This window comes from Streptomyces chryseus, assembly GCF_014650755.1.
GTDB lineage: Bacteria > Actinomycetota > Actinomycetes > Streptomycetales > Streptomycetaceae > Streptomyces > Streptomyces chryseus.
Map to the genome: position 1 here is coordinate 118,448 of NZ_BMVO01000013.1, position 19,628 is coordinate 138,075.

The following is a 19,628-nucleotide window of genomic DNA, read 5'->3' on the forward strand; positions in this document are numbered from 1 at the left end:
CGTGTGGTGGCGCCGCGCGGCTCTCCCGGTTCTGAGCGCCGTCGCGGCGGCCATTCTCGCCTCCTGGGAAGGAACCGCGCCATGACCGGCCGCAGCACCCCCGTACTCCTTCACAACGGACTCCTCATCGACGGCACCGGGGGCGAGCCGGTCGCGGACGGGGCGGTGCTCGTCGAGGACGGGCTCGTCCGCTGGGCCGGCCCCTCGGACGAGCTGGACGCGCGGCCGCAGGCCGCCGGGCCGGTCCGGCGCGTCGACGTACGCGGCCGGACGATCCTGCCGGGCTTCATCGACTGCCACGTCCACATGGCGGCGCCCGGTGGCGCCCTCAGCCACGCCGAGATCGCCGCGATGCCCGCCTCCCTGCGGGTCTTCCTCGCCGCGCCGCGCATGAAACTCACCCTCGACGCCGGCGTCACCACCGCCCGCGACCTCGGCGGCGCGGACGCCGGCCACCGCGAGGCGGTCGAGTCGGGGCTGCTCCCGGGGCCCCGCCTGCTCGTGGCGGTCGCCATGCTCAGCCCCACCGGCGGCCACGGCGACTTCCGGGCGGCCCACGACGACGGCGCGAACGACCCCGTCATGGGGCAGCTCGCCGACGGCGTCACGGGGTGTCGCAGGGCCGTGCGCGAGGTGCTCCGCCAGGGCGCGGACTGCGTCAAGATCGCGGCCACCGGCGGGGTGTGGAGCCCGACGGACCAGCCGGGCGACGAGGGCTTCCTGGAGGACGAGATCCGGACGATCACCGAGATCGCGGCCGGGCACGGGGGCCGCAAGGTGGCCGCCCACGCCCAGGGGCGCCGCGGCATCCTCAACGCCGTGCGCGGCGGGGTCGCCAGCGTCGAGCACGGCTACGAGATCGACGACGAGGCCATCGACCTGATGCTGGAGCGCGGCACGTTCCTGGTGCCGACGCTCACCACCGCGAACACCGATCCCGACCCCCAGAAGGCGGCCGGCTGGGCGTACGCGAAGAAGAAGCACTGGCAGGCCGTCGCCCGACGGCACGTTCCGCACGCCGTCGCGCGCGGCGTGCGGGTCGCCATGGGCACCGACTGCGGCATCGCGGAGCACGGCACCAACCTGCGGGAGCTGGAGCACCTCGTCGCCTGCGGGATGACACCGATGGGCGCGATCCGCGCCGGGACCGCCGAGGCAGCCGAACTCCTCGGCCTCGCCCACGAGATCGGCACCCTCGAAGCCGGGAAGCGGGCCGACCTCGTCGTCGCCCGGGGCAATCCGCTGACCGACATCACGGCCCTCGGCAGGCCGGACCATGTCGTGCTCGTCATGAAGGACGGCGTCGTCTTCAAGGACCTCGACGGGCTCATGACCTGACCCGGTCCGCGCCGCCCCGCGACGAGCGAGCGGCTGACGGACAAGCACCGGATCCGGTACGACGAGGCGAGTGGGGCCGGCCGTTCGCGGGCATGACGCCCGGACCCGGCCGGCGGCCCCCGCCGGTCCAAGGAAAGGCGGACCGCACCGTGTCACCCCCGACGCCACCCCCGCTCACCGCGCTCGTCGCCATGCGCCGTGACGTGGCCGCCCTGGCCCTGCTCCCCGGTGTACGGGCGCGGCTGGCCGCGCGCTTCGACGTACCGGACCTGGTGGCCGACGACTTCGGCCGTCCCGGCGCGCGCGAGGCCCTGTCCCGTACGGAGGTGCTCATCACGGGGTGGGGGTGCCCGCCGGTCGACGCGGGGGTGCTCGCCGGCGCCCCGCGCCTGCGGGCGGTCATGCACGCGGCCGGCTCCGTCAAGCACGTCCTGGCCCCCGAGGTCTGGCAGCGGGGCATCACCGTCTCGTCGGCGGCGCCCGCCAACGCCGGGCCGGTCGCCGACTACACGGTCGCCGCGATCCACCTGTCGGCCAAGCGGGCGTTCCGGGCGGCGGGGGAGTACCGGGAGGGCCGGTCCCGCGACCTGACCGTGTCCCAGGAGACCGGCTTCCTCGACCGTACGGTGGGCATCGTCGGCGCGTCGAGGACCGGGCGGCTGGTGCTGGAGCGGCTGGCCGGCACGGGGGTGCGGCTGCTGGTGCACGATCCGTACCTGGCGGCGCCGGAGGCGGCCGCGCCGGCCGCCGAACAGGTCGGCCTGGACGCCCTGTTGGCAGCCTCGGACATCGTCTCGCTGCACGCGCCGCTGCTGCCCGCCACCCGCCACCTCGTCGACGCGCGGGCGCTGGGGCTGCTGCGGGACGGCGCGGTGCTCATCAACACCGCGCGCGGCGGCCTCGTCGACACGGAGGCGCTGACGGAGCACTGCGCGCGGGGACGGATCGACGCCGTACTGGACGTCACCGACCCGGAGCCGCTGCCACCGGGGCACCCGCTGCTGCGCCTGCCCAACGTGCTGGTCACACCGCATGTCGCGGGGGCCATGGGCACGGAGGTGCGACTCCTTGGGGAGTTCGCGGTGGCGGAGGCCGAGCGGTTCGCGGCGGGCGAGCGGCTGCTGGGAGAGGTACGGGCGGAAGACCTGCCCCGCATCGCCTGAGGCCCGGCGCCGCCCGCCACCGCGCGGCGCCTACCCGCCCGGCACCGGCACCGGGTCCTCCCCGAAGACCCACGGCGCCAGCACCACGATCCAGCCGTCCGGGTCGGCGAACAGCACCGCGCCCCGGTCCGGCCAGTACGGATTCGCCGCCTCAACGGGCTGGTGGCCGCGCTCCCGCAGTCGTCGTACCGCCGCGTCCACGGCCGCCGCACCCCGTACGTACAGCACCAGTTGGTTCTCCGGATGGGGCTCGGGGATCCGGGGCGGCGCGCCGTGCTGGGTGATCTCCATGTGCACCGGCGTCCCCGGCAGGCCGAACAGGACCCCGTCGTACCCCTCGTGGCCGCGCCACTGACCCAGGACCGGCAGCCCCAGGTCGTCCCGGTAGAAGGCGAGGACGTCGTCGTAGCGCGCCGTGGGGCGGGCGAACCGCACCGCCCCCACGTCGAGATGCTCGGGCCAGGTGGCGGGCGGGGCGCCCGGAGAAGAGGTCATGGTGCGATTGTCGCCAATGCGTCCCGCGCCCCCCGCGCGGGGGAGGGGCGGGAAGGTCAGGCGGACGGCAGCCGGCGGAACAGCCCTTCCTGCACCACCGACACCAGCAGGTTGCCCGCCCGGTCGTAGATGCGCCCCCGCGCCAGCCCTCGCGCGCCCGTCGCCACCGGGGACTCCTGGTCGTACAGGAACCACTCGTCGGCGCGGAACGGCCGGTGGAACCACATGGCGTGGTCCAACGACGCGATGTCGAACGTGCGCGGCCCCCACAACGGCTCCACCGGGATCCGGACCGCGTCGAGCAGGGTCATGTCGGACGCGTACGCCAGCGCGCACGTGTGCACGAGCTGGTCGTCGCCCAGCGGGCCGACCGCGCGCATCCACACCGCGCTGCGCGGGTCCGCCTCCTTGATCTCCTCGGCGGTCCAGCGCAGCCGGTCGACGTACCGGATGTCGAACGGCTGGCGGCGGGCCATCCGCTCCAGCGCCTCCGGCAGTTCCCCGAGGTGCTCGCGGATCTCGTCCACCACCGTCGGCAGCGCGTCCGGGTCCGGGAAGTCCAGGCGGGGCGGCAGCTGGTGCTCGAAGGCGGCCTCCTCCGGCTGGTGGAACGACGCGGTCAGGTTGAAGATCGTCCGGCCCTGCTGGACCGCCGTGACCCGCCGCGTGGTGAAGGAACGGCCGTCCCGCACCCGCTCCACCTGGTAGACGATCGGCACCCCGGGACGGCCGGGGCGCAGGAAGTAGGCGTGCAGCGAGTGCACGGGCCGGTCGCCCTCGGTCGTACGCCCGGCCGCGACCAGCGCCTGGCCGGCCACCTGCCCGCCGAAGACGCGTTGCAGCGACTCCTGCGGGCTGCGGCCGCGGAAGATGTTGACCTCGATCTGCTCCAGGTCGAGCAGGTCGACGAGCCGTTCGGCGGGGTTCGTCGTCACGGGACGTTTCTCCTTGGGTTTCTTCTCGGCACCGGCCGGGGCCGTCTGCTACAGCTGGCCGACCGAGGTGACGCGGACGACCGCCCGCCCCTCCTCGTCGGAGGCGGCGAGGTCGACCTCCGCGCTGATGCCCCAGTCGTGGTCGCCGTTGGGGTCGGCGAACGCCTGGCGGACGCGCCACAGGCCGTGCTCGGCGTCCTCCTCGATCATCAGCAGCTTGGGACCGCGCGCGTCCGGCCCGGTGCCCAGGTCCTCGTACTCGTCCCAGTACGCGTCCATGGCCTCGCCCCACTTGTCCTCGTCCCAGCCGGACTCGCCGTCCATCTCGCCCAGCTCGCGGACGTTGTCCAGGGCGGCCAGCTCGACCCGGCGGAACATGGCGTTGCGCACGAGCACCCGGAAGGCCCGCGCGTTGGCCGTGACCGGCTTGACCTGGTCGGCGCGCTCCTGCGCCTGCTCCGCGGTCTCCACCTCGGGGTTGGCGAGCTGTTCCCACTCGTCGAGGAGGCTGGAGTCGACCTGGCGCACCAGCTCGCCGAGCCAGGCGATCAGGTCCTCCAGGTCCTCGGACTTGATGTCGTCCGGGATCGTGTGCTCGAGCGCCTTGTACGCGCCGGCGAGGTAGCGCAGCACGATGCCCTCGGTACGGGCGAGCTCGTAGTGCGAGGTGAACTCGGCGAAGGTCATGGCCCGCTCGTACATGTCGCGCACCACGGACTTCGGGGACACCGGGTGGTCACCGACCCACGGGTGGCTCTTGCGGTAGACGTTGTACCCGTGCCACAGCAGCTCCTCCAGCGGCTTCGGGTAGCTGATCTCCTGGAGCCGCTCCATGCGCTCCTCGTACTCGACACGGTCCGCCTTCATCTGGCCGACCGCCTCGCCGCGCGCCTTGTTCTGCTGGGCGGCGAGGATCTGGCGCGGGTCGTCGAGGGTCGACTCGACGACGGACACCATGTCCAGGGCGTACGAAGGGGAGTCCGGGTCCAGCAGCTCGTAGGCGGCCAGCGCGAACGTGGACAGCGGCTGGTTGAGCGCGAAGTCCTGCTGGAGATCGACGGTCAGCCGTACGGTACGGCCGTCCGCCTCCGGGGTCTCCAGCATCTCCACCACACCGCCGTCGAGCAGCGAGCGGAAGATGGCGATCGCCCGGCGGATGTGCCGCAGCTGCGCCTTGCGCGGCTCGTGGTTGTCCTCCAGGAGGTGGCGCATCGCGGCGAAGGGGTTGCCGGGACGGGCGATGACCGACAGCAGCATGGTGTGCGTGACGCGGAAGCGGCTGGTCAGCGGCTCGGGGTCGGAACCGATGAGCTTGTCGAAGGTCGTCTCGGACCAGGCGACGAAGCCCTCGGGAGCCTTCTTGCGGACCACCTTGCGGCGCTTCTTCGGGTCGTCGCCGGCCTTGGCGAGCGCCTTCTCGTTCTCCACGACGTGCTCCGGCGCCTGCGCGACGACCAGACCCGCCGTGTCGAAGCCGGCCCGGCCCGCGCGGCCCGCGATCTGGTGGAACTCACGGGCGCGGAGCGTGCGCACGCGCGTGCCGTCGTACTTCGTGAGCGCCGTGAACAGCACCGTGCGGATGGGCACGTTGACGCCGACGCCGAGGGTGTCCGTACCGCAGATGACCTTCAGCAGGCCCGCCTGCGCGAGCTTCTCCACGAGCCTGCGGTACTTCGGCAGCATGCCCGCGTGGTGGACGCCGATGCCGTGCCGCACGTACCGCGAGAGGTTCTTGCCGAACTTGGTGGTGAAGCGGAAGTTGCCGATCAGCTCCGCGATCTGGTCCTTCTCCTCGCGCGAGCACATGTTGATGCTCATCAGCGACTGCGCCCGCTCGACGGCCGCCGCCTGCGTGAAGTGCACGATGTAGACCGGTGCCTGCTTGGTCTCCAGCAGCTCGGTCAGCGTCTCGGTGATCGGCGTGAGGCGGTACTCGTACGACAGCGGGACCGGCCGGGTCGCGGAGCGCACGACGGACGTCGGGCGGCCGGTGCGGCGGGTCAGGTCCTTCTCGAACATGGCGACGTCGCCGAGGGTCGCCGACATGAGGACGAACTGCGCCTGCGGCAGTTCAAGCAGCGGGATCTGCCACGCCCAGCCGCGGTCCGGCTCGGCGTAGAAGTGGAACTCGTCCATCACGACCTGGCCGATGTCGGCGTGCTTGCCGTCGCGCAGCGCGATGGAGGCGAGCACCTCCGCCGTGCAGGCGATCACCGGGGCGTCGGCGTTGACGGACGCGTCGCCCGTCAGCATGCCGACGTTCTCGGTGCCGAAGAGCTTGCACAGGTCGAAGAACTTCTCCGACACCAGCGCCTTGATCGGCGCGGTGTAGAAGGTGACCTTGTCCTGGGCGAGGGCGGCGAAGTGCGCGCCCGCCGCGACCAGGCTCTTGCCGGAGCCGGTGGGCGTGGAGAGGATCACGTTCGCACCGGACACCACCTCGATCAGCGCCTCCTCCTGAGCGGGATAGAGAGTGATGCCCTGGCCCTCGGCCCAAGAGGTGAAAGCCTCGAAGAGGGCATCGGGGTCGGCGGTCGGGGGCATCTGATCGATAAGGGTCACGCCCCCATCTTGCCTGGCTTCCCCCCTGAACACGGAACCGGTCGGCCGTTCGAAGATCACGAGCGATACGCTGCCGTGTCGGCGGGGGCACACCACAAGAGCAAACGGGCGGGGAACGACCATGATGGGACCGGCGCACTCACTGTCAGGGGCAGCGGCCTGGCTGGGGGTGGGGGCGGCGGCGGCCGCGGCCGGACATCCGATGCCCTGGCCCGTGCTCGTCGTCGGCGCCCTGATCTGCGCGGGCGCGGCTCTGGCCCCCGACCTCGACCACAAGTCCGCGACCATCTCGCGCGCCTTCGGTCCCGTGTCGAGGGGCATGTGCGAGATCGTCGACAAGCTGTCGTACGCCGTCTACAAGGCCACGAAGAAGCAGGGCGACCCGCGCAGGTCCGGCGGCCACCGCACGCTCACCCACACCTGGCTCTGGGCGGTCATGACCGGCGGCGGCGCGTCGCTCGCGGCGTACACGGGTGGCCGCTGGGCGGTGCTCGTCCTCCTCTTCGTGCACCTGGTGCTGGCGGTGGAGGGCCTGCTGTGGCGGGCCGCCCGGGTGTCCAGCGACATACTGGTGTGGCTGCTCGGCGCCACGAGCGCGTGGATCCTGGCGGGCGTACTGGACCAACCGGGCAACGGCGCCGACTGGCTGTTCACCGGCGACGGCCAGGAGTACCTCTGGCTCGGGCTGCCGATCGTGCTCGGCGCGCTGGTCCACGACATCGGTGACGCGCTCACGGTCTCCGGCTGCCCGATCCTGTGGCCCATCCCGATCGGCCGCAAGCGCTGGTACCCGGTCGGGCCGCCGAAGGCGCTGCGGTTCCGCGCGGGCAGCTGGGTCGAGCTGAAGGTGCTGATGCCGGCGTTCATGCTGCTCGGGGGAGTGGGCGGCGCGGCGGCGCTCAACTTCATCTGACACTTTCCGTTCGGGTGAATTGAGGCCCGGACCCGCTGCCCGGCGCACCAAGATCCGGTTCCTCAGGCCATGGAACCCTTAAAGTTGACGCGCCGTCAGTTCACTGCCCGTACCGGGACGGTGGCCGCCGCCGCTGCCGTCACCACCGTCGCGGGGACGGCAGCCCCCCTCGACGCGGCCGCCGCCGCGCCCTCGGCGCCCGCCGCTCCCCGTTCCACCGCCGACTGGCAGACCTGCCTCGCCGTCGCCCGCGCCCTGCTGGTGGTCGACGAGGACAACAAGCCCCTGGTGCCGCGCTACGAGAAGGTCCTTCTCGGCGACGGGCTGCCGAGAGCCGGCACGCCGAAGAAGGTACTGGTCATCGGTGCCGGACCCTCCGGCATGGTCGCCGCGTCCCTGCTCAAGCGCGCGGGCCACCGCGTCACGATCGTCGAGGCCAACGGAAACCGCGCCGGCGGCCGCATCAAGACGTTCCGCACCGGCGGCCACGAGAACGCGCAGCCGCCGTTCGCCGACCCGAAGCAGTACGCCGAGGCGGGCGCCATGCGCATCCCCGGCAGCCACCCGCTGGTCATCGGGCTCATCGACCACCTGGGGATCGAGCGCCGGCCCTTCCACTACATCGACACCGACCCCGACGGGAAGCCGGCGTACCGCACCTGGATCCGCGTCAACGGGATCAGGGCGCGGCGCGCCGACTACGCGAAGAACCCGCAGGCGATCAACCGGTCCTTCGGGGTGCCGCGGGAATACGTCGACGTCCCGGCCTCCGAGATCGTCCGGCAGGCCCTGGACCCGGTACGCGACGAGTACAGCACCCGGCGTCCCGACGGCACCCGTGTCAACAAGCCGATGCCCGAGCTGGTCGAAGGCTGGGCCCGGATCATCCAGCGCTTCGGCGACTGGTCGATGTACCGCTTCCTCACCGAGCACGCCAAGCTCGACACCCGCACGATCGACCTCGTCGGGACGCTGGAGAACATGACGTCCCGGCTGCCGCTGTCGTTCATGCACAGCTTCATGGGCGCGTCCCTGATCAGCCCCGGCACCAAGTTCTACGAGCTGACCGGCGGGACGGCGGTCCTCGCGGACGCCCTCCTCGACGACGTGCGCGACGAGGTGCGCTTCGACCGGCGCGTCACCCGCATCGAGACGCGCGGCGAAGGAGCCCCGGGCCCCCGCGTGCGGCTGCACACCGTCTCCGAGGGGCGCGACGGGCGCGTGGTGCGCGAGGAGTTCTCCGGCGACACCGCCATCGTCACCATCCCCTTCTCGGGTCTGCGGCACGTACAGGTCTCGCCCCAGCTCTCGTACGAGAAGCGCCGAGCCGTGTGCGAGGTCCACTACGACAGCGCCACCAAGGTCCTCCTCGAATTCAGCCGCCGCTGGTGGGAGATGAGCGAGGACGACTGGAAGCGCGAGCTGAACGCCATGGACCCCGGGCTGTACGACGCCTACCGCAAGGGCCGGGTCCCGGACGACGGGCGGCTGCTCGGCGCCCACCCCTCCGTACCCCCCGGTCACCTGTCGGACGAGCAGCGCACGCACTACGCGGCCCACTGCTGGGTCTCCCGCGACCAGCCGGAGGCGGCGGAGGTGATCGGCGGCGGGTCGGTGACCGACAACCCGAACCGCTTCATGTTCAACCCGTCGCACCCCGTGCCGGGCAGCGACGGGGGCGTCGTACTCGCCTCGTACAGCTGGGCGGACGACGCCCGTCGCTGGGACTCCTACGACGACGAGGCCCGGTACGCGCTGGCGCTGCGCGGCATGCAGGAGGTGTACGGGCAGCGGCTGGAGGTCTTCTTCACGGGCGCCGGCCGTACCCAGAGCTGGCAGCGCGACCCGTACGCGTACGGCGAGGCGTCCGTACTCCTGCCGGGGCAGCACACGGAGATCTTCCCGGACATGCGCACCGCGGAAGGCCCGCTGCACTTCGCGGGGTGTCACACCTCGCTGAAGCCCGCCTGGATCGAGGGGGCGCTGGAGTCGGCGGTCCGCGCGGCACTGGAGGTGCACGGGGGCGGTCGCTGACGGCCGCACCTCGCGGTGAGACCGGCCGGCGGGTCACCCGGCCGGCCTCACCGTGGGCGCGATGTGTCCCTGTTCGGGGAGAGTTAACGCCGTTGTAATGGGCCGAGTTGCTGTTCGGCGCCTACTCCTGAACACAATGGTGCCGGTGCTCGACAGGGTGCCGCGACACCCGTCGCGCATCGCACCGGCACCGTGCCGCCACGACGTCCGGGGGAGGGGGAGACGTGCTGCGGATCACCGCCGCCGCCAAGGCGCTGCTGCTGGCGGTGTTCGCCCTGCTGTCCCTCGCGGTCGCGACCGGCGGTTCCGCCGCCGCGCCCGCCGCCGGACCCGTGTCCGTCACCGAGCCCGAGGCGGCGCCCCCCGTGGCCGGGCAGGGCTCCTGCTCGCCCCCCGGCTCCGACGTCACCGCCCACCCCGGTCAGGCGCGTCGCGCCCAGCGGCCGCAGACGGGCGCCCCCCACGCCGTCGTTCGCGCGGCCCACGCCCCGGTCCCCCCGCCCGTGGAACCGCCGCGGCACGCCGTCGCGACCGACGGCGGCGCGCCGCACAGCCACGCGCCGTCCAGATCCGGGGACCTCCCCGTCGCCCTCCAGGTCTTCCGCTGCTGACACGGCCGTACGGACCCAAGATCCGTACACGCTGAGCGGTACGGGATGAATTCCCGTACTACGCACCGATACGTCATCACGGCCCTGCCCTCGCTCCTGGAGGCGATCCCCCCATGCAGACCTTCATCGACCATGCCCGCTCGCTGGGCGAACGCATAGCCGCGCACGACGAGCACCGCGCCTGGTTCGGACGGCCGGCGGCCGGCCAGTCGCCGCAGGCGCTCTTCATCACCTGCTCCGACTCCCGCGTCGTCCCCTCCCTGATCACCGGCGCGCGTCCCGGCGAACTGTTCGAACTGCGCACGGCCGGCAACGCGGTGCCCGGCTACCACCCGGACCGGCCCAGCGGTGAGGCCGCGACCATCGAGTACGCCGTGAGCGTGCTGCGGGTCCCCGACATCGTGGTCTGCGGGCACTCCCACTGCGGGGCGATCGGCGCCCGGGTACGGGGCGAGGACCTGCGGGCCGTACCGGCGGTCGCGGGATGGCTGGACAGCCAGCTGCCCGACGACCTGAACGGACTCCACGCCGACGCCGACACGGAGGTGGCGGCCGCCGTCCAGCGCAACGTCCGCGACCAACTGGAACGGCTGCGCGCCCACCCTGGCGTGGCCGAGCGGACGGCCGCCGGGCAACTGAGGCTGCACGGCTGGTTCTACGCCGTGGACACCGGCCGGGTCCTCGCCCACGACCCCGCCGCCGACACCTTCCTCCCGCTGTGAGCGCCGGCGTGAACCCCGTGACCAGGACCGTGGCGAAACTCCTCGGGCGACGCGGCTCCGGCGACCTCCGCGCCGACTTCACCGCCTCGCTCGTCGTCTTCCTGGTGGCGGTGCCGCTGTGCGTGGGGGTGGCCGTCGCCTCCGGCGTACCCGCCGAACTCGGCCTGGTCACCGGCATCGTGGGCGGCCTCGTCACCGGACTGCTGCCCGGCAGCAGCCTCCAGGTCAGCGGCCCGGCGGCCGGCCTGACGGTGCTCGTGTACGAGGCCGTGCGGGCGTACGGCCTCAGCGCGCTCGGCGTCATCGTGCTGGGCGCCGGACTGCTGCAGCTCGCCATGGGAGCCCTGCGGCTGGGCCGCTGGTTCCGGGCGATCTCGATCGCGGTCGTGCAGGGCATGCTCGCGGGCATCGGCCTGGTGCTCATCGCGGGCCAGCTGTACGCGCTGGTCGACGCCCAGGCTCCGGCCGGCGGGCTCGACAAGATCGCCGGCCTGCCGGGCCTGGTGGCCGGCACCCTCGCGTCGGGGCCGGCTCTCGCGGCGCTCGGCATCGGGGCCGGCACCGTGGCGGTGCTGGTGCTGTGGCCGAGGATCCCGGCGGCGGCGCGCGTCCTGCCCGCCCCGTTGGCCGCGGTGGCGCTGGCGACCCTGGCCGCGGTGGTTCTCGACCCGCCGGTCGCCCGGGTCGAGGTGCGGGGCCTGCTCGACGCCGTACAGCCGCCCGGCGGGGCCGACTTCGGACGGCTGGCCGAGGTCGGCCTGCTGGGCACGGTGATCGCGTTCACCCTGATCGCCTCGGCCGAGAGCCTGTTCAGCGCGGCCGCGGTGGACCGGCTGCACGACGGGCCGAGGACCGACTACGACAAGGAGCTCGTCGCCCAGGGCGCGGGCAACGCGGTGTGCGGGATGCTCGGCGCGCTGCCGATGACGGCGGTGATCGTACGCAGCGCCGCCAACGTGCGGGCGGGGGCGCGCACGAAGGCGTCCCGCGTGCTGCACGGGGGGTGGCTGCTCGTCTTCGCCGTGCTGTTCCCGGCGGCGCTGGGCGTGATCCCCGTGGCGGCACTGGCCGGTGTGCTGGTGCACGCGGGCGGGAAGCTGATCCCGGTCAGGGAACTGGCTCCGCTGTGGCGCGAACACCGGGGCGAGGCAGTGGTGCTGATGGCCACGGCGCTCGCGATCGTGGTGACCAACATGTTCGAAGGGGTACTGATCGGTCTGCTGCTGGCGGTCGCGAAGACCGCGTGGGAGACCTCCCACGTCCACGTGGAGGTCGCCCCCGCCGAAGCGGACGCGCCCGATTCGGCGCCGGTGCGCGTGCGGGTGCTGGGCAACGCCACCTTCCTGCGCCTGCCGAAGCTCCTCGACGAACTGGAGGCGCTGCCCCGCGACCGTCCGATCGAGCTCGACCTGACGGGCCTGCGCCACATGGACCACGCGTGCGCAGCGGCCCTGCGGAACTGGACCGACCGGCACAACGAGACGGGCGTCAAACCCGTACAAGTGGCGGCCTGACCTCCGCCCGTCCGCCGCACGCGTAGCCCCGCAGGAGGCCAGGAGCCTCCTGCGGGGCGCTCGCGCACCGAAGGGGCAGGCGGGGGCCCCGGTCGTTCCCGGCTACCCGTGCCAGGAGCGCCAGAGCGCCGCGTACGCCCCGTCCGCCGCCACGAGCTCGTCGTGGCTGCCGAGTTCGCTGATCCGGCCCTCCTCGACGACCGCGATCACGTCCGCGTCGTGCGCCGTGTTCAGCCGGTGCGCGATCGCCACGACCGTACGGCCGTCGAGGACCCGGGCCAGCGACCGCTCCAGGTGGCGCGCCGCGCGCGGGTCCAGGAGCGAGGTCGCCTCGTCCAGTACCAGCGTGTGCGGATCGGCGAGCACCAGGCGGGCCAGCGCGATCTGCTGGGCCTGCGCCGGGGTCAGCACATGGCCGCCCGAGCCGACCCCGGTGTCGAGGCCGCCCTCCAGCGCCCGGGCCCAGCCGTCCGCGTCGACCGCGCCGAGCGCCGCCCACAGCTCCGCGTCGTCGGCGCCCGTACGGGCCAGCAGCAGGTTGTCGCGCAGCGAGCCCACGAAGACGTGGTGCTCCTGGTTGACCAGCGCCACGTGCTCGCGCACCCGCTCGGCCGGCATCCGGGACAACTGCGCTCCGCCCAGAGACACTTCGCCCGTGCGTGGTGCGTAGATCCCGGCCAGCAGCCGGCCCAGGGTGGACTTCCCGGCGCCCGAGGGGCCGACCAGGGCCATCCGCGTCCCCGGCGCCACGTCCAGCGTCACCCGGTGCAGGACGTCGACGCCCTCCCGGTAGCCGAAACGCACCGCGTCCGCCCGCACGGCACGCCCGTCCGGTGCGAGCAGCCGGTCGCCGGCGTCCGGCTCGATCTCCCGTACGCCGACGAGCCGGGCCAGCGACACCTGCGCCACCTGGAGTTCGTCGTACCAGCGCAGGATGAGGTTGACCGGGTCGACGAGCATCTGCGCGAGCAACGCGCCCGTCGTCAGCTGGCCGACGTCGATCCAGCCCTCCAGGACGAAGACGCCGCCGATCAGCACCACCGAGCACAGGACGGTGATGTGCGTGACGCTGATGACGGGGAAGAGCACCGACCGCAGCCACAGCGTGTACCGCTCCCACGCCGTCCACTCCCGCACGCGCTGCTCCGAGAGGGCCACCCGGCGCTCGCCCAGGCGGTGCGCCTCGATGGTCCGCCCGGCGTCCACGGTCTCCGCGAGCATCGCGGCGACCGCCGCGTAGCCCGCCGACTCCGAGCGGTACGCCGACGGCGCCCGTTTGAAGTACCAGCGACACCCGGTGACCAGCACCGGAACGGCCACCAGGACGGCCAGCGCCAGCGGCGGCGCGGTGACGGTGAGGCCGCCGATCAGCAGCCCCGCCCACACCACGCCGATGGCGAGCTGCGGCACGGCCTCGCGCATCGCGTTCGCCAGCCGGTCGATGTCGGTGGTGATGCGCGACAGCAGGTCGCCGGTGCCCGCCCGCTCCAGCACGCCCGGTGGCAGGCCGACCGACCGTACGAGGAAGTCCTCGCGCAGGTCGGCCAGCATCTCCTCGCCGAGCATCGCGGCCCGCAGCCGCATCCGGTGGGTGAAGACGGTCTGGACGAGCAGAGCGAGCGCGAATACCGCCGCCGTGCGCTCCAGGTGCAGCTCGCGCGCCCCGTCCGCCAGATCCTCGACGAGCGAGCCGAGCAGGTAAGGGCCGGCCATCGAGGCGATGACGGCGACCGCGTTGAACGACACGAGCACGGCGAACGCCCGGCGGTGCCGGCTCATCAGCTCGCGCACGTAGGTCCGTACGGTGGCGGGGCTCCCGACGGGCAGGGTCGTCGCCGACTCCGGTGCCGCCGGATCGTAGGACGGTGGTGCCACGCCGATCATGCCGATTCCTCGATTTCTTCCCGTACGCCGTGTTCCATGGCCCCGGGGATCGCGGCTTTCGCGGCGTCCTCGGCGGCTGTCTCGCGGGTGACGACCGCGCGGTAGCGCGGGTCGGTGTGCAGCAGTTCGCGGTGCGTGCCGGCCGCCGCGACCTCGCCCTCGTGCACGAGCACCACCTGGTCGGCCTGGTCGAGCACCAGCGGCGACGAGGCGAAGACGACCGTCGTCCGCCCTGAACGCAGCCGCTTCACGCCCGCGGCGACCCGCGCCTCGGTGTGCGAGTCGACGGCGGAGGTCGGCTCGTCCAGGACGAGCACCTCCGGGTCGGTCACCAGCGAGCGGGCCAGCGCGAGGCGCTGGCGCTGGCCGCCGGAGAGCGAGCGCCCGCGCTCCGTGATCCGGGTGCGCATCGGGTCGTCGGCGCGGTCGGCGGATGTCTGCGCGAGCGCCGCCAGTACGTCCTCGCACTGCGCCGCGTCCAGCGCGTCCGCCGCCGACACGTGCCCCGACGCCGGTACGTCGAGCAGCTCGGCGAGCGTGCCGGAGAGCAGCACCGGGTCCTTGTCCTGGACCAGGACGGCGCCCCGCGCGGTGATCAGCGCCACGTCGTCGAGCGCGACCCCGCCGAGCAGCGCGGAAGGCGGCGTCCCGCCGGGGGCGTCGGCATCGGTGGCGGCGTCCGGCGTGGCGGTGTCCGGGGCGGCGGTGTCCGGGGCGGCGGTGTCCGACGTGGCGTGGCCGCCGAGACGCTCCGCGAGCCGGCCCGCCAGGTCGGGGTCGCCGCACACCACGGCGGTGAACAGGCCCGCCGGCGCGAGCAGCCCGGTGGCCGGGTCGTACAGGTCACCGGACGGCGGCTCGTCGGGAACGAGCGCCGGTGTCCGTGCCGGTGCCTCGTCGCCGGGCGCGGGCGCCGTGCGCTCCAGCGACAGCACCCGCGCCGCGCGCTGGGCCGAGGGTCGCGAGAAGGAGTACGCCATGGCGATCTCCTCGAAGTGCCGCAAGGGATACAGCAGCAGCGTCACCGCGCTGTAGACGGTGACCAGTTCGCCGACCGTGACGCGCCCGTCGAGGGTGAGCTTCGCGCCGTACACCACGATCGTGATCAGCAGCAGGCCCGGCAGCAGGACCTGGACGGCCGAGATGAGCGCCCACATGCGCGCGCTGCGCACGGCGGCCCTGCGGACCTGCTGCGAGGCGTCGCGGTAGCGGCCGAGGAACAGGTCCTCGCCGCCGATGCCGCGCAGGACACGCAGACCCGCGACGGTGTCGGACGCCAGCTCGGTGGCCTTGCCCGCCAGTTCACGCTGGGCGTCGGCACGCCGGGTCGCCTTCGGCAGCAACGGCAGTACGGCCAGGGCCAGCACGGGCACCCCGATCGCCACGACGACGCCGAGGGCGGGCTGATAGACCAGCAGCCCCACGCACACCACGACGAGGGTCAGGGCCGCCGCCGCGAAGCGCGACAGCGCCTCGACGAACCAGCCGATCTTCTCGACGTCTCCGGTGGAGACCGCGACGACCTCGCCCGCCGCGACCCTGCGCGTGAGCGCCGAACCCAGCTCCGCCGTCTTGCGGGCCAGCAGCTGCTGCACGCGCGCGGCGGCGGTGATCCAGTTGGTGACGGCGGTCCGGTGCAGCATGGTGTCCCCGAGCGCCACGGCCGCACCCAGCAGGGCGATCAGTCCGGCGGCGAGCGCCAGCGACCGGCCGGATCTGTCGACCACGGCCTGTACGGCGAGGCCCACGCCCAGCGGCAGGCCGGCGACGCCGCACTGGTGGAGCAGCCCCCAGGAGAGCGACTTCAGCTGCCCGCCCAGCTGGTTCCGCCCGAGCCAGTAGAGGAATCGGGGCCCGGACCGGACGTCGGGGACGCCCGGATCGGGATACGGAAGATCGCGAATCTGCATGACGTCCCACGGCTCGGTGTACTGGCTGAAACCGTGCAAGGTTCGCTTTTTTCCACCGGCCATGGCAATCGATTTATGGGCTACGAGGCACAGAACGCGCCAAGATCGCACATTCCGGTGGCGTATGCGGCCACCCCGGGCTTCACTCCTGACGCATGAGACGACCACACGTCATGGGCACGCTCCTCGCACTGGTCCTGGCCGCCTTGCCGGTGACCGGGGCCGGTCGGGCCGGCGCGGCTACCCCGGCGGCGGAAGCGGCCGCGGCGACCCACGGGGCCGGGGCGGCCGCCGCCGAGCCGCCCCGGGAGTTCGGCAACGACTGGCACGATCCCGTCACCGCGGCCCCGCCCGTCGCGACCCCCGGCACCCGGTCCTGCGAGGTGAAGGTCGCCCACGCCCGGTTCCGCGACTTCACGCCGTACAAGGGCGGATACGCGCCCCCGAAGGGCTGCGGCGACCGCTGGAGCAAGGTGGTCCTGCGCCTTGAGGGCGAGGTCGCCGGGCGGCAGTACGACCGGCTCGGCCACCTGCACATCGGCGGGGTGGAAGTACTGCGCACCTCCACCCCGCAGCCCTCGCCCGAAGGCATCACCTGGTCCGTGGAGAAGGACGTCACCCGCTACAGCGACATCCTGCGCCGCGCCCAGCCGGTCGAGATGCTCATCGGCAACGTGGTCGACGAGACGTACACCGGGGTCATCGACGTCGAGGCGACGCTGACGTTCTACGCCGCCGAGGGCCGCACCCGGCCGGCCGCCACCCCTGACCGCGTCCTGACCCTCGACGGCCAGTGGCTCACCACCCCGCGCAACTCCGAGCGCGTCGTCGCCGAGGTGTACGCGACGGGCTCGGGCGGCGGCTGCGAGGAGTACTGGTACCTGTCCGTCCCCGAAGGGGCGCCGTACTCCTGCCGGACGCCGGACGGCCCCTACCGCGAGGTGCAGATCAAGGTCGACGGGCAGCTCGCCGGCATCGCCGCGCCGTTCCCCACGGTGTGGACGGGCGGCTGGTCCAACCCCTTCCTCTGGTACGTGATCCCCGGCCCCCGGGCCTTCGACGTCAAGCCCGTCCAGTACGACCTGACGCCCTTCGCCGGCCGGCTCAACGACGGCCGCCCGCACCGCGTGGAGGTCTCCGTCGTCGGTGTGCCCGAGGGGCAGACCGGCTGGAGCACGCCCGTCAACGTGCTCGTGTGGCAGGACCGGGGGAGCGAGGTCGTCACCGGCGCGCTGACCCGGCACGACAACGGGGTCCCGGCCAACTCGTCCGCTTACACGCCCGGTTCCGAGCACCGCGTCGACACCCGGGGCGGGCACCGGCTCACCGTCTCCGGCCATCTGAACACCTCGCGCGGCCGCGTCGTCACCACCGTCGACCGCACGCTCGCCCACACCTCCGTGCACCGCTGGACCGACGGCGGGACCGTCAACACCGACGCGCTCAAGGGCACCTGGACGGACCGCGAGCGCGTCACCACCGACGGGCGCGGCCCGGCCACCGCCGTGCGCGCCCACCGCACGTACACCATGGACGGTACGACGACGCTCGGCGCCGACGACCGGCTGCGCACCGTGCTCGCCCTCGGCGACCGCGCCGGCACCGCCGTGGAGCGGGCCGGGAAGCGGCTGTCCTGGTCGCGTCTCGACGACACGTACGAGGGGGACGCGACGTACACCGCGAACGTGCCGCGCGACCAGCGGCACGCGGTCGGCACGTCGAGCGAGCGCTACCGGCTGTACGGGACGGCGGGCTGCCACGACCGCACCGTCGAGACCGCGCAGGGGACGGTGACGCGGGACCGGCTGCGCTGCGGCCGGAAATTACCTGGAGGTATGTAGTGACTTCGCATGCCGACGGCAGTAGAACCTGTTCCCGTTCGCCTCTGAGTGAGGAATGTCACATGAGCAACAACTCCACGTCGGGCCCCGGTTCCAGGGGCTTCTCACGCCGAGGGTTCATCGCTGGAACCGGTTCTATTCTTGGAGTCGCCGCCCTCGGGAGCCGCGCCACCGCCGCCGTCCGCCCGGGCGCCGCGCCCGCCGCCGCGATCGCCCCCGGCGCCCGCGTCCCGGTTCTGGTGGTCGGCACCGGGTACGGCGGCTCCGTCGCCGCCCTGCGACTCGCCCAGGCGGGCGTCGACGTACACATGATCGAGATGGGGATGTCCTGGGACACCCCCGGCCCGGACGGCAAGATCTTCGCCAACACCACCAAACCCGACCACCGTTCCTTCTGGCTCCGTACGAAGACCAAACAGCCCCTCAGCAACTTCCTCGGCTTCCCGCTCGACAAGGACATCCCCCGCCACACCGGGATCCTGGACGCCGAGGAGTTCAGCGGCATCACCGTCTACCAGGGCCGGGGCGTCGGCGGCGGGTCGCTCGTCAACGGCGGCATGGCGGTCACGCCCAGACGGGAGAACTTCGGCGGCGTCCTGCCGTCGGTGAACGCCGCCGAGATGTACGACGTCTACTACCCGCGCGCCAACGCCGGTCTCGGCGTGAGCGACGTCGACCCGGCCTGGTGGGAGAGCGCCGCCTGCTACCAGTACGCCAGGGTCGGCCGCAAGCACGCCCAGCGTTCCGGCTTCCCGTTCGTCTTCGTGCCCAACGTGTACGACTGGGACTACATGAAGCAGGAGGCGGCCGGAGCCGTGCCCAAGTCGGCGCTGGACGGCGAGGTCCTCTACGGCAACAACTACGGGAAGAAGTCGCTCCAGAAGACCTACCTCGCGCGGGCCGGGGCGACCGGCAAGGTCACCATCTCCCCTCTGCACAGGGTCACGTCGGTCGCGCCGGCGGCCGGCGGCGGATACACGGTGGTCATCGAGCAGATCAACACCACCGGTGACACCACGGCCACCAAGACCGTCACGGCGGACAAGGTGTTCTTCGCGGCCGGCAGTGTCGGCACCAGCAAGCTGCTGACCAGGCTGAAGGCCACTGGCGCGCTGCCCCGCCTGAACAACGAGGTCGGCAAGGGCTGGGGCGACAACGGCAACGTCATGTGCGGCCGCGCCAACCACATGTGGGACGCGACGGGCAAGGTCCAGTCGTCCATGCCCACCGCCGGCATCGACAACTGGGCGGCCGGCGGCGCGTTCGCCGAGGTGGCGCCGCTGCCCACCGGGATCGAGACCTACGCCTCGCTCTACCTGTCGATCACCAAGAACCCGCACCGCGCCGAGTTCTCCTGGAACGCCGCGGCCGGCAGGACGGACCTCAGCTGGCAGACCGCTTGGAAGCAGCCGTCCATCGACGCCGCCAGGACCATCTTCGACAAGATCAACGCGAAGGAGGGGACGATCTACCGGAGCGACTTCTTCGGCGGCTCGAAGATCTGGGGCGACCACCTCACGTACCACCCGCTCGGCGGCGTCGTGCTGGACCGGGCGACCGACAACTACGGGCGCCTGCACGGCCACCCCGGCCTGTACGTCATCGACGGCTCGCTGATCCCCGGCAACGCCAGCGTCAACCCGTTCGTCACCATCACGGCGCTCGCCGAACGGAACATCGAGAGGATCATCGCCACTGACCTGTAG

At 72.8% G+C, this 19,628-nt stretch carries 14 protein-coding genes; 9 read left to right on the forward strand and 5 right to left on the reverse strand.

Annotation, left to right across the window (positions count from 1 at the left end; all coding sequences use genetic code 11):
- The first annotated feature begins 81 nt into the window (after positions 1 to 81).
- A complete protein-coding gene (locus IE185_RS20435; protein WP_138896658.1) occupies positions 82 to 1,338 on the forward strand; it encodes a metal-dependent hydrolase family protein in 1,257 nt (418 codons plus the stop codon).
- Positions 1,339 to 1,529: 191 nt separating this feature from the next.
- Positions 1,530 to 2,501 (forward strand): hydroxyacid dehydrogenase, encoded by a 972-nt coding sequence (locus IE185_RS20440; RefSeq protein ID WP_189715703.1) that lies wholly within the window; start codon positions 1,530 to 1,532, stop codon positions 2,499 to 2,501.
- Positions 2,502 to 2,531: 30 nt separating this feature from the next.
- Here IE185_RS20440 and IE185_RS20445 read toward each other — a convergent pair whose 3' ends face one another.
- Genes IE185_RS20445 through IE185_RS20455 form a run of 3 tightly spaced genes read right to left on the reverse strand, consistent with a single transcriptional unit; the run spans position 2,532 to position 6,493 of the window.
- A complete protein-coding gene (locus IE185_RS20445) occupies positions 2,532 to 2,996 on the reverse strand; it encodes a VOC family protein (protein WP_138899564.1) in 465 nt (154 codons plus the stop codon).
- Positions 2,997 to 3,052: 56 nt separating this feature from the next.
- Positions 3,053 to 3,931, reverse strand: coding sequence for an acyl-CoA thioesterase (locus IE185_RS20450; RefSeq protein WP_138906656.1), 879 nt, complete (start codon positions 3,929 to 3,931; stop codon positions 3,053 to 3,055).
- 48 nt (positions 3,932 to 3,979) lie between these two features.
- Entirely contained in the window at positions 3,980 to 6,493 is a 2,514-nt protein-coding gene (locus IE185_RS20455; protein ID WP_138898936.1) for a DEAD/DEAH box helicase, read from the reverse strand.
- 121 nt (positions 6,494 to 6,614) lie between these two features.
- Between IE185_RS20455 and IE185_RS20460 the strand changes: the two genes are divergently transcribed.
- The 5 genes from IE185_RS20460 to IE185_RS20480 all read left to right on the forward strand — a co-directional run bounded on the left by IE185_RS20460 (position 6,615) and on the right by IE185_RS20480 (position 12,287).
- Positions 6,615 to 7,406: a metal-dependent hydrolase gene (locus IE185_RS20460; RefSeq protein WP_189715685.1), complete on the forward strand. Its 792-nt coding sequence runs from the start codon at positions 6,615 to 6,617 to the stop codon at positions 7,404 to 7,406.
- A 69-nt stretch (positions 7,407 to 7,475) separates the two neighbouring features.
- Positions 7,476 to 9,440, forward strand: a complete 1,965-nt coding sequence (gene lgoX / locus IE185_RS20465) for an L-glutamate oxidase LgoX (RefSeq protein ID WP_189715687.1) — start codon at positions 7,476 to 7,478, stop codon at positions 9,438 to 9,440.
- A 224-nt stretch (positions 9,441 to 9,664) separates the two neighbouring features.
- Positions 9,665 to 10,051, forward strand: coding sequence for a hypothetical protein (locus tag IE185_RS20470; RefSeq protein WP_189715689.1), 387 nt, complete (start codon positions 9,665 to 9,667; stop codon positions 10,049 to 10,051).
- 113 nt (positions 10,052 to 10,164) lie between these two features.
- The gene (locus tag IE185_RS20475; protein ID WP_138896129.1) at positions 10,165 to 10,773 is read left to right on the forward strand and encodes a carbonic anhydrase; all 609 of its coding nucleotides are present in this window, start codon (positions 10,165 to 10,167) and stop codon (positions 10,771 to 10,773) included.
- Between the two features lie 17 nt (positions 10,774 to 10,790).
- The gene (locus tag IE185_RS20480) at positions 10,791 to 12,287 is read left to right on the forward strand and encodes a SulP family inorganic anion transporter (RefSeq protein ID WP_189715705.1); all 1,497 of its coding nucleotides are present in this window, start codon (positions 10,791 to 10,793) and stop codon (positions 12,285 to 12,287) included.
- Between the two features lie 102 nt (positions 12,288 to 12,389).
- On the opposite strand, the gene IE185_RS20485 is transcribed toward IE185_RS20480, so the two are convergent.
- Both IE185_RS20485 and IE185_RS20490 read right to left on the reverse strand, forming a co-directional pair.
- Positions 12,390 to 14,171 carry an ABC transporter ATP-binding protein gene (locus IE185_RS20485; protein ID WP_138896127.1) on the reverse strand — a complete coding sequence of 594 codons (1,782 nt, stop codon included), beginning with the start codon at positions 14,169 to 14,171 and terminating at the stop codon, positions 12,390 to 12,392.
- Positions 14,168 to 16,081, reverse strand: coding sequence for an ABC transporter transmembrane domain-containing protein (locus tag IE185_RS20490; protein ID WP_138896131.1), 1,914 nt, complete (start codon positions 16,079 to 16,081; stop codon positions 14,168 to 14,170). Before IE185_RS20490 ends, IE185_RS20485 begins: the two co-directional genes overlap by 4 nt.
- A gap of 155 nt (positions 16,082 to 16,236) precedes the next feature.
- On the opposite strand from IE185_RS20490, the gene IE185_RS20495 reads away from it, so the two are divergent.
- Positions 16,237 to 17,922 (forward strand): peptide-N4-asparagine amidase, encoded by a 1,686-nt coding sequence (locus tag IE185_RS20495; RefSeq protein ID WP_229843607.1) that lies wholly within the window; start codon positions 16,237 to 16,239, stop codon positions 17,920 to 17,922.
- Positions 17,923 to 17,984: 62 nt separating this feature from the next.
- Positions 17,985 to 19,628: a GMC oxidoreductase gene (locus IE185_RS20500; RefSeq protein ID WP_138896126.1), complete on the forward strand. Its 1,644-nt coding sequence runs from the start codon at positions 17,985 to 17,987 to the stop codon at positions 19,626 to 19,628.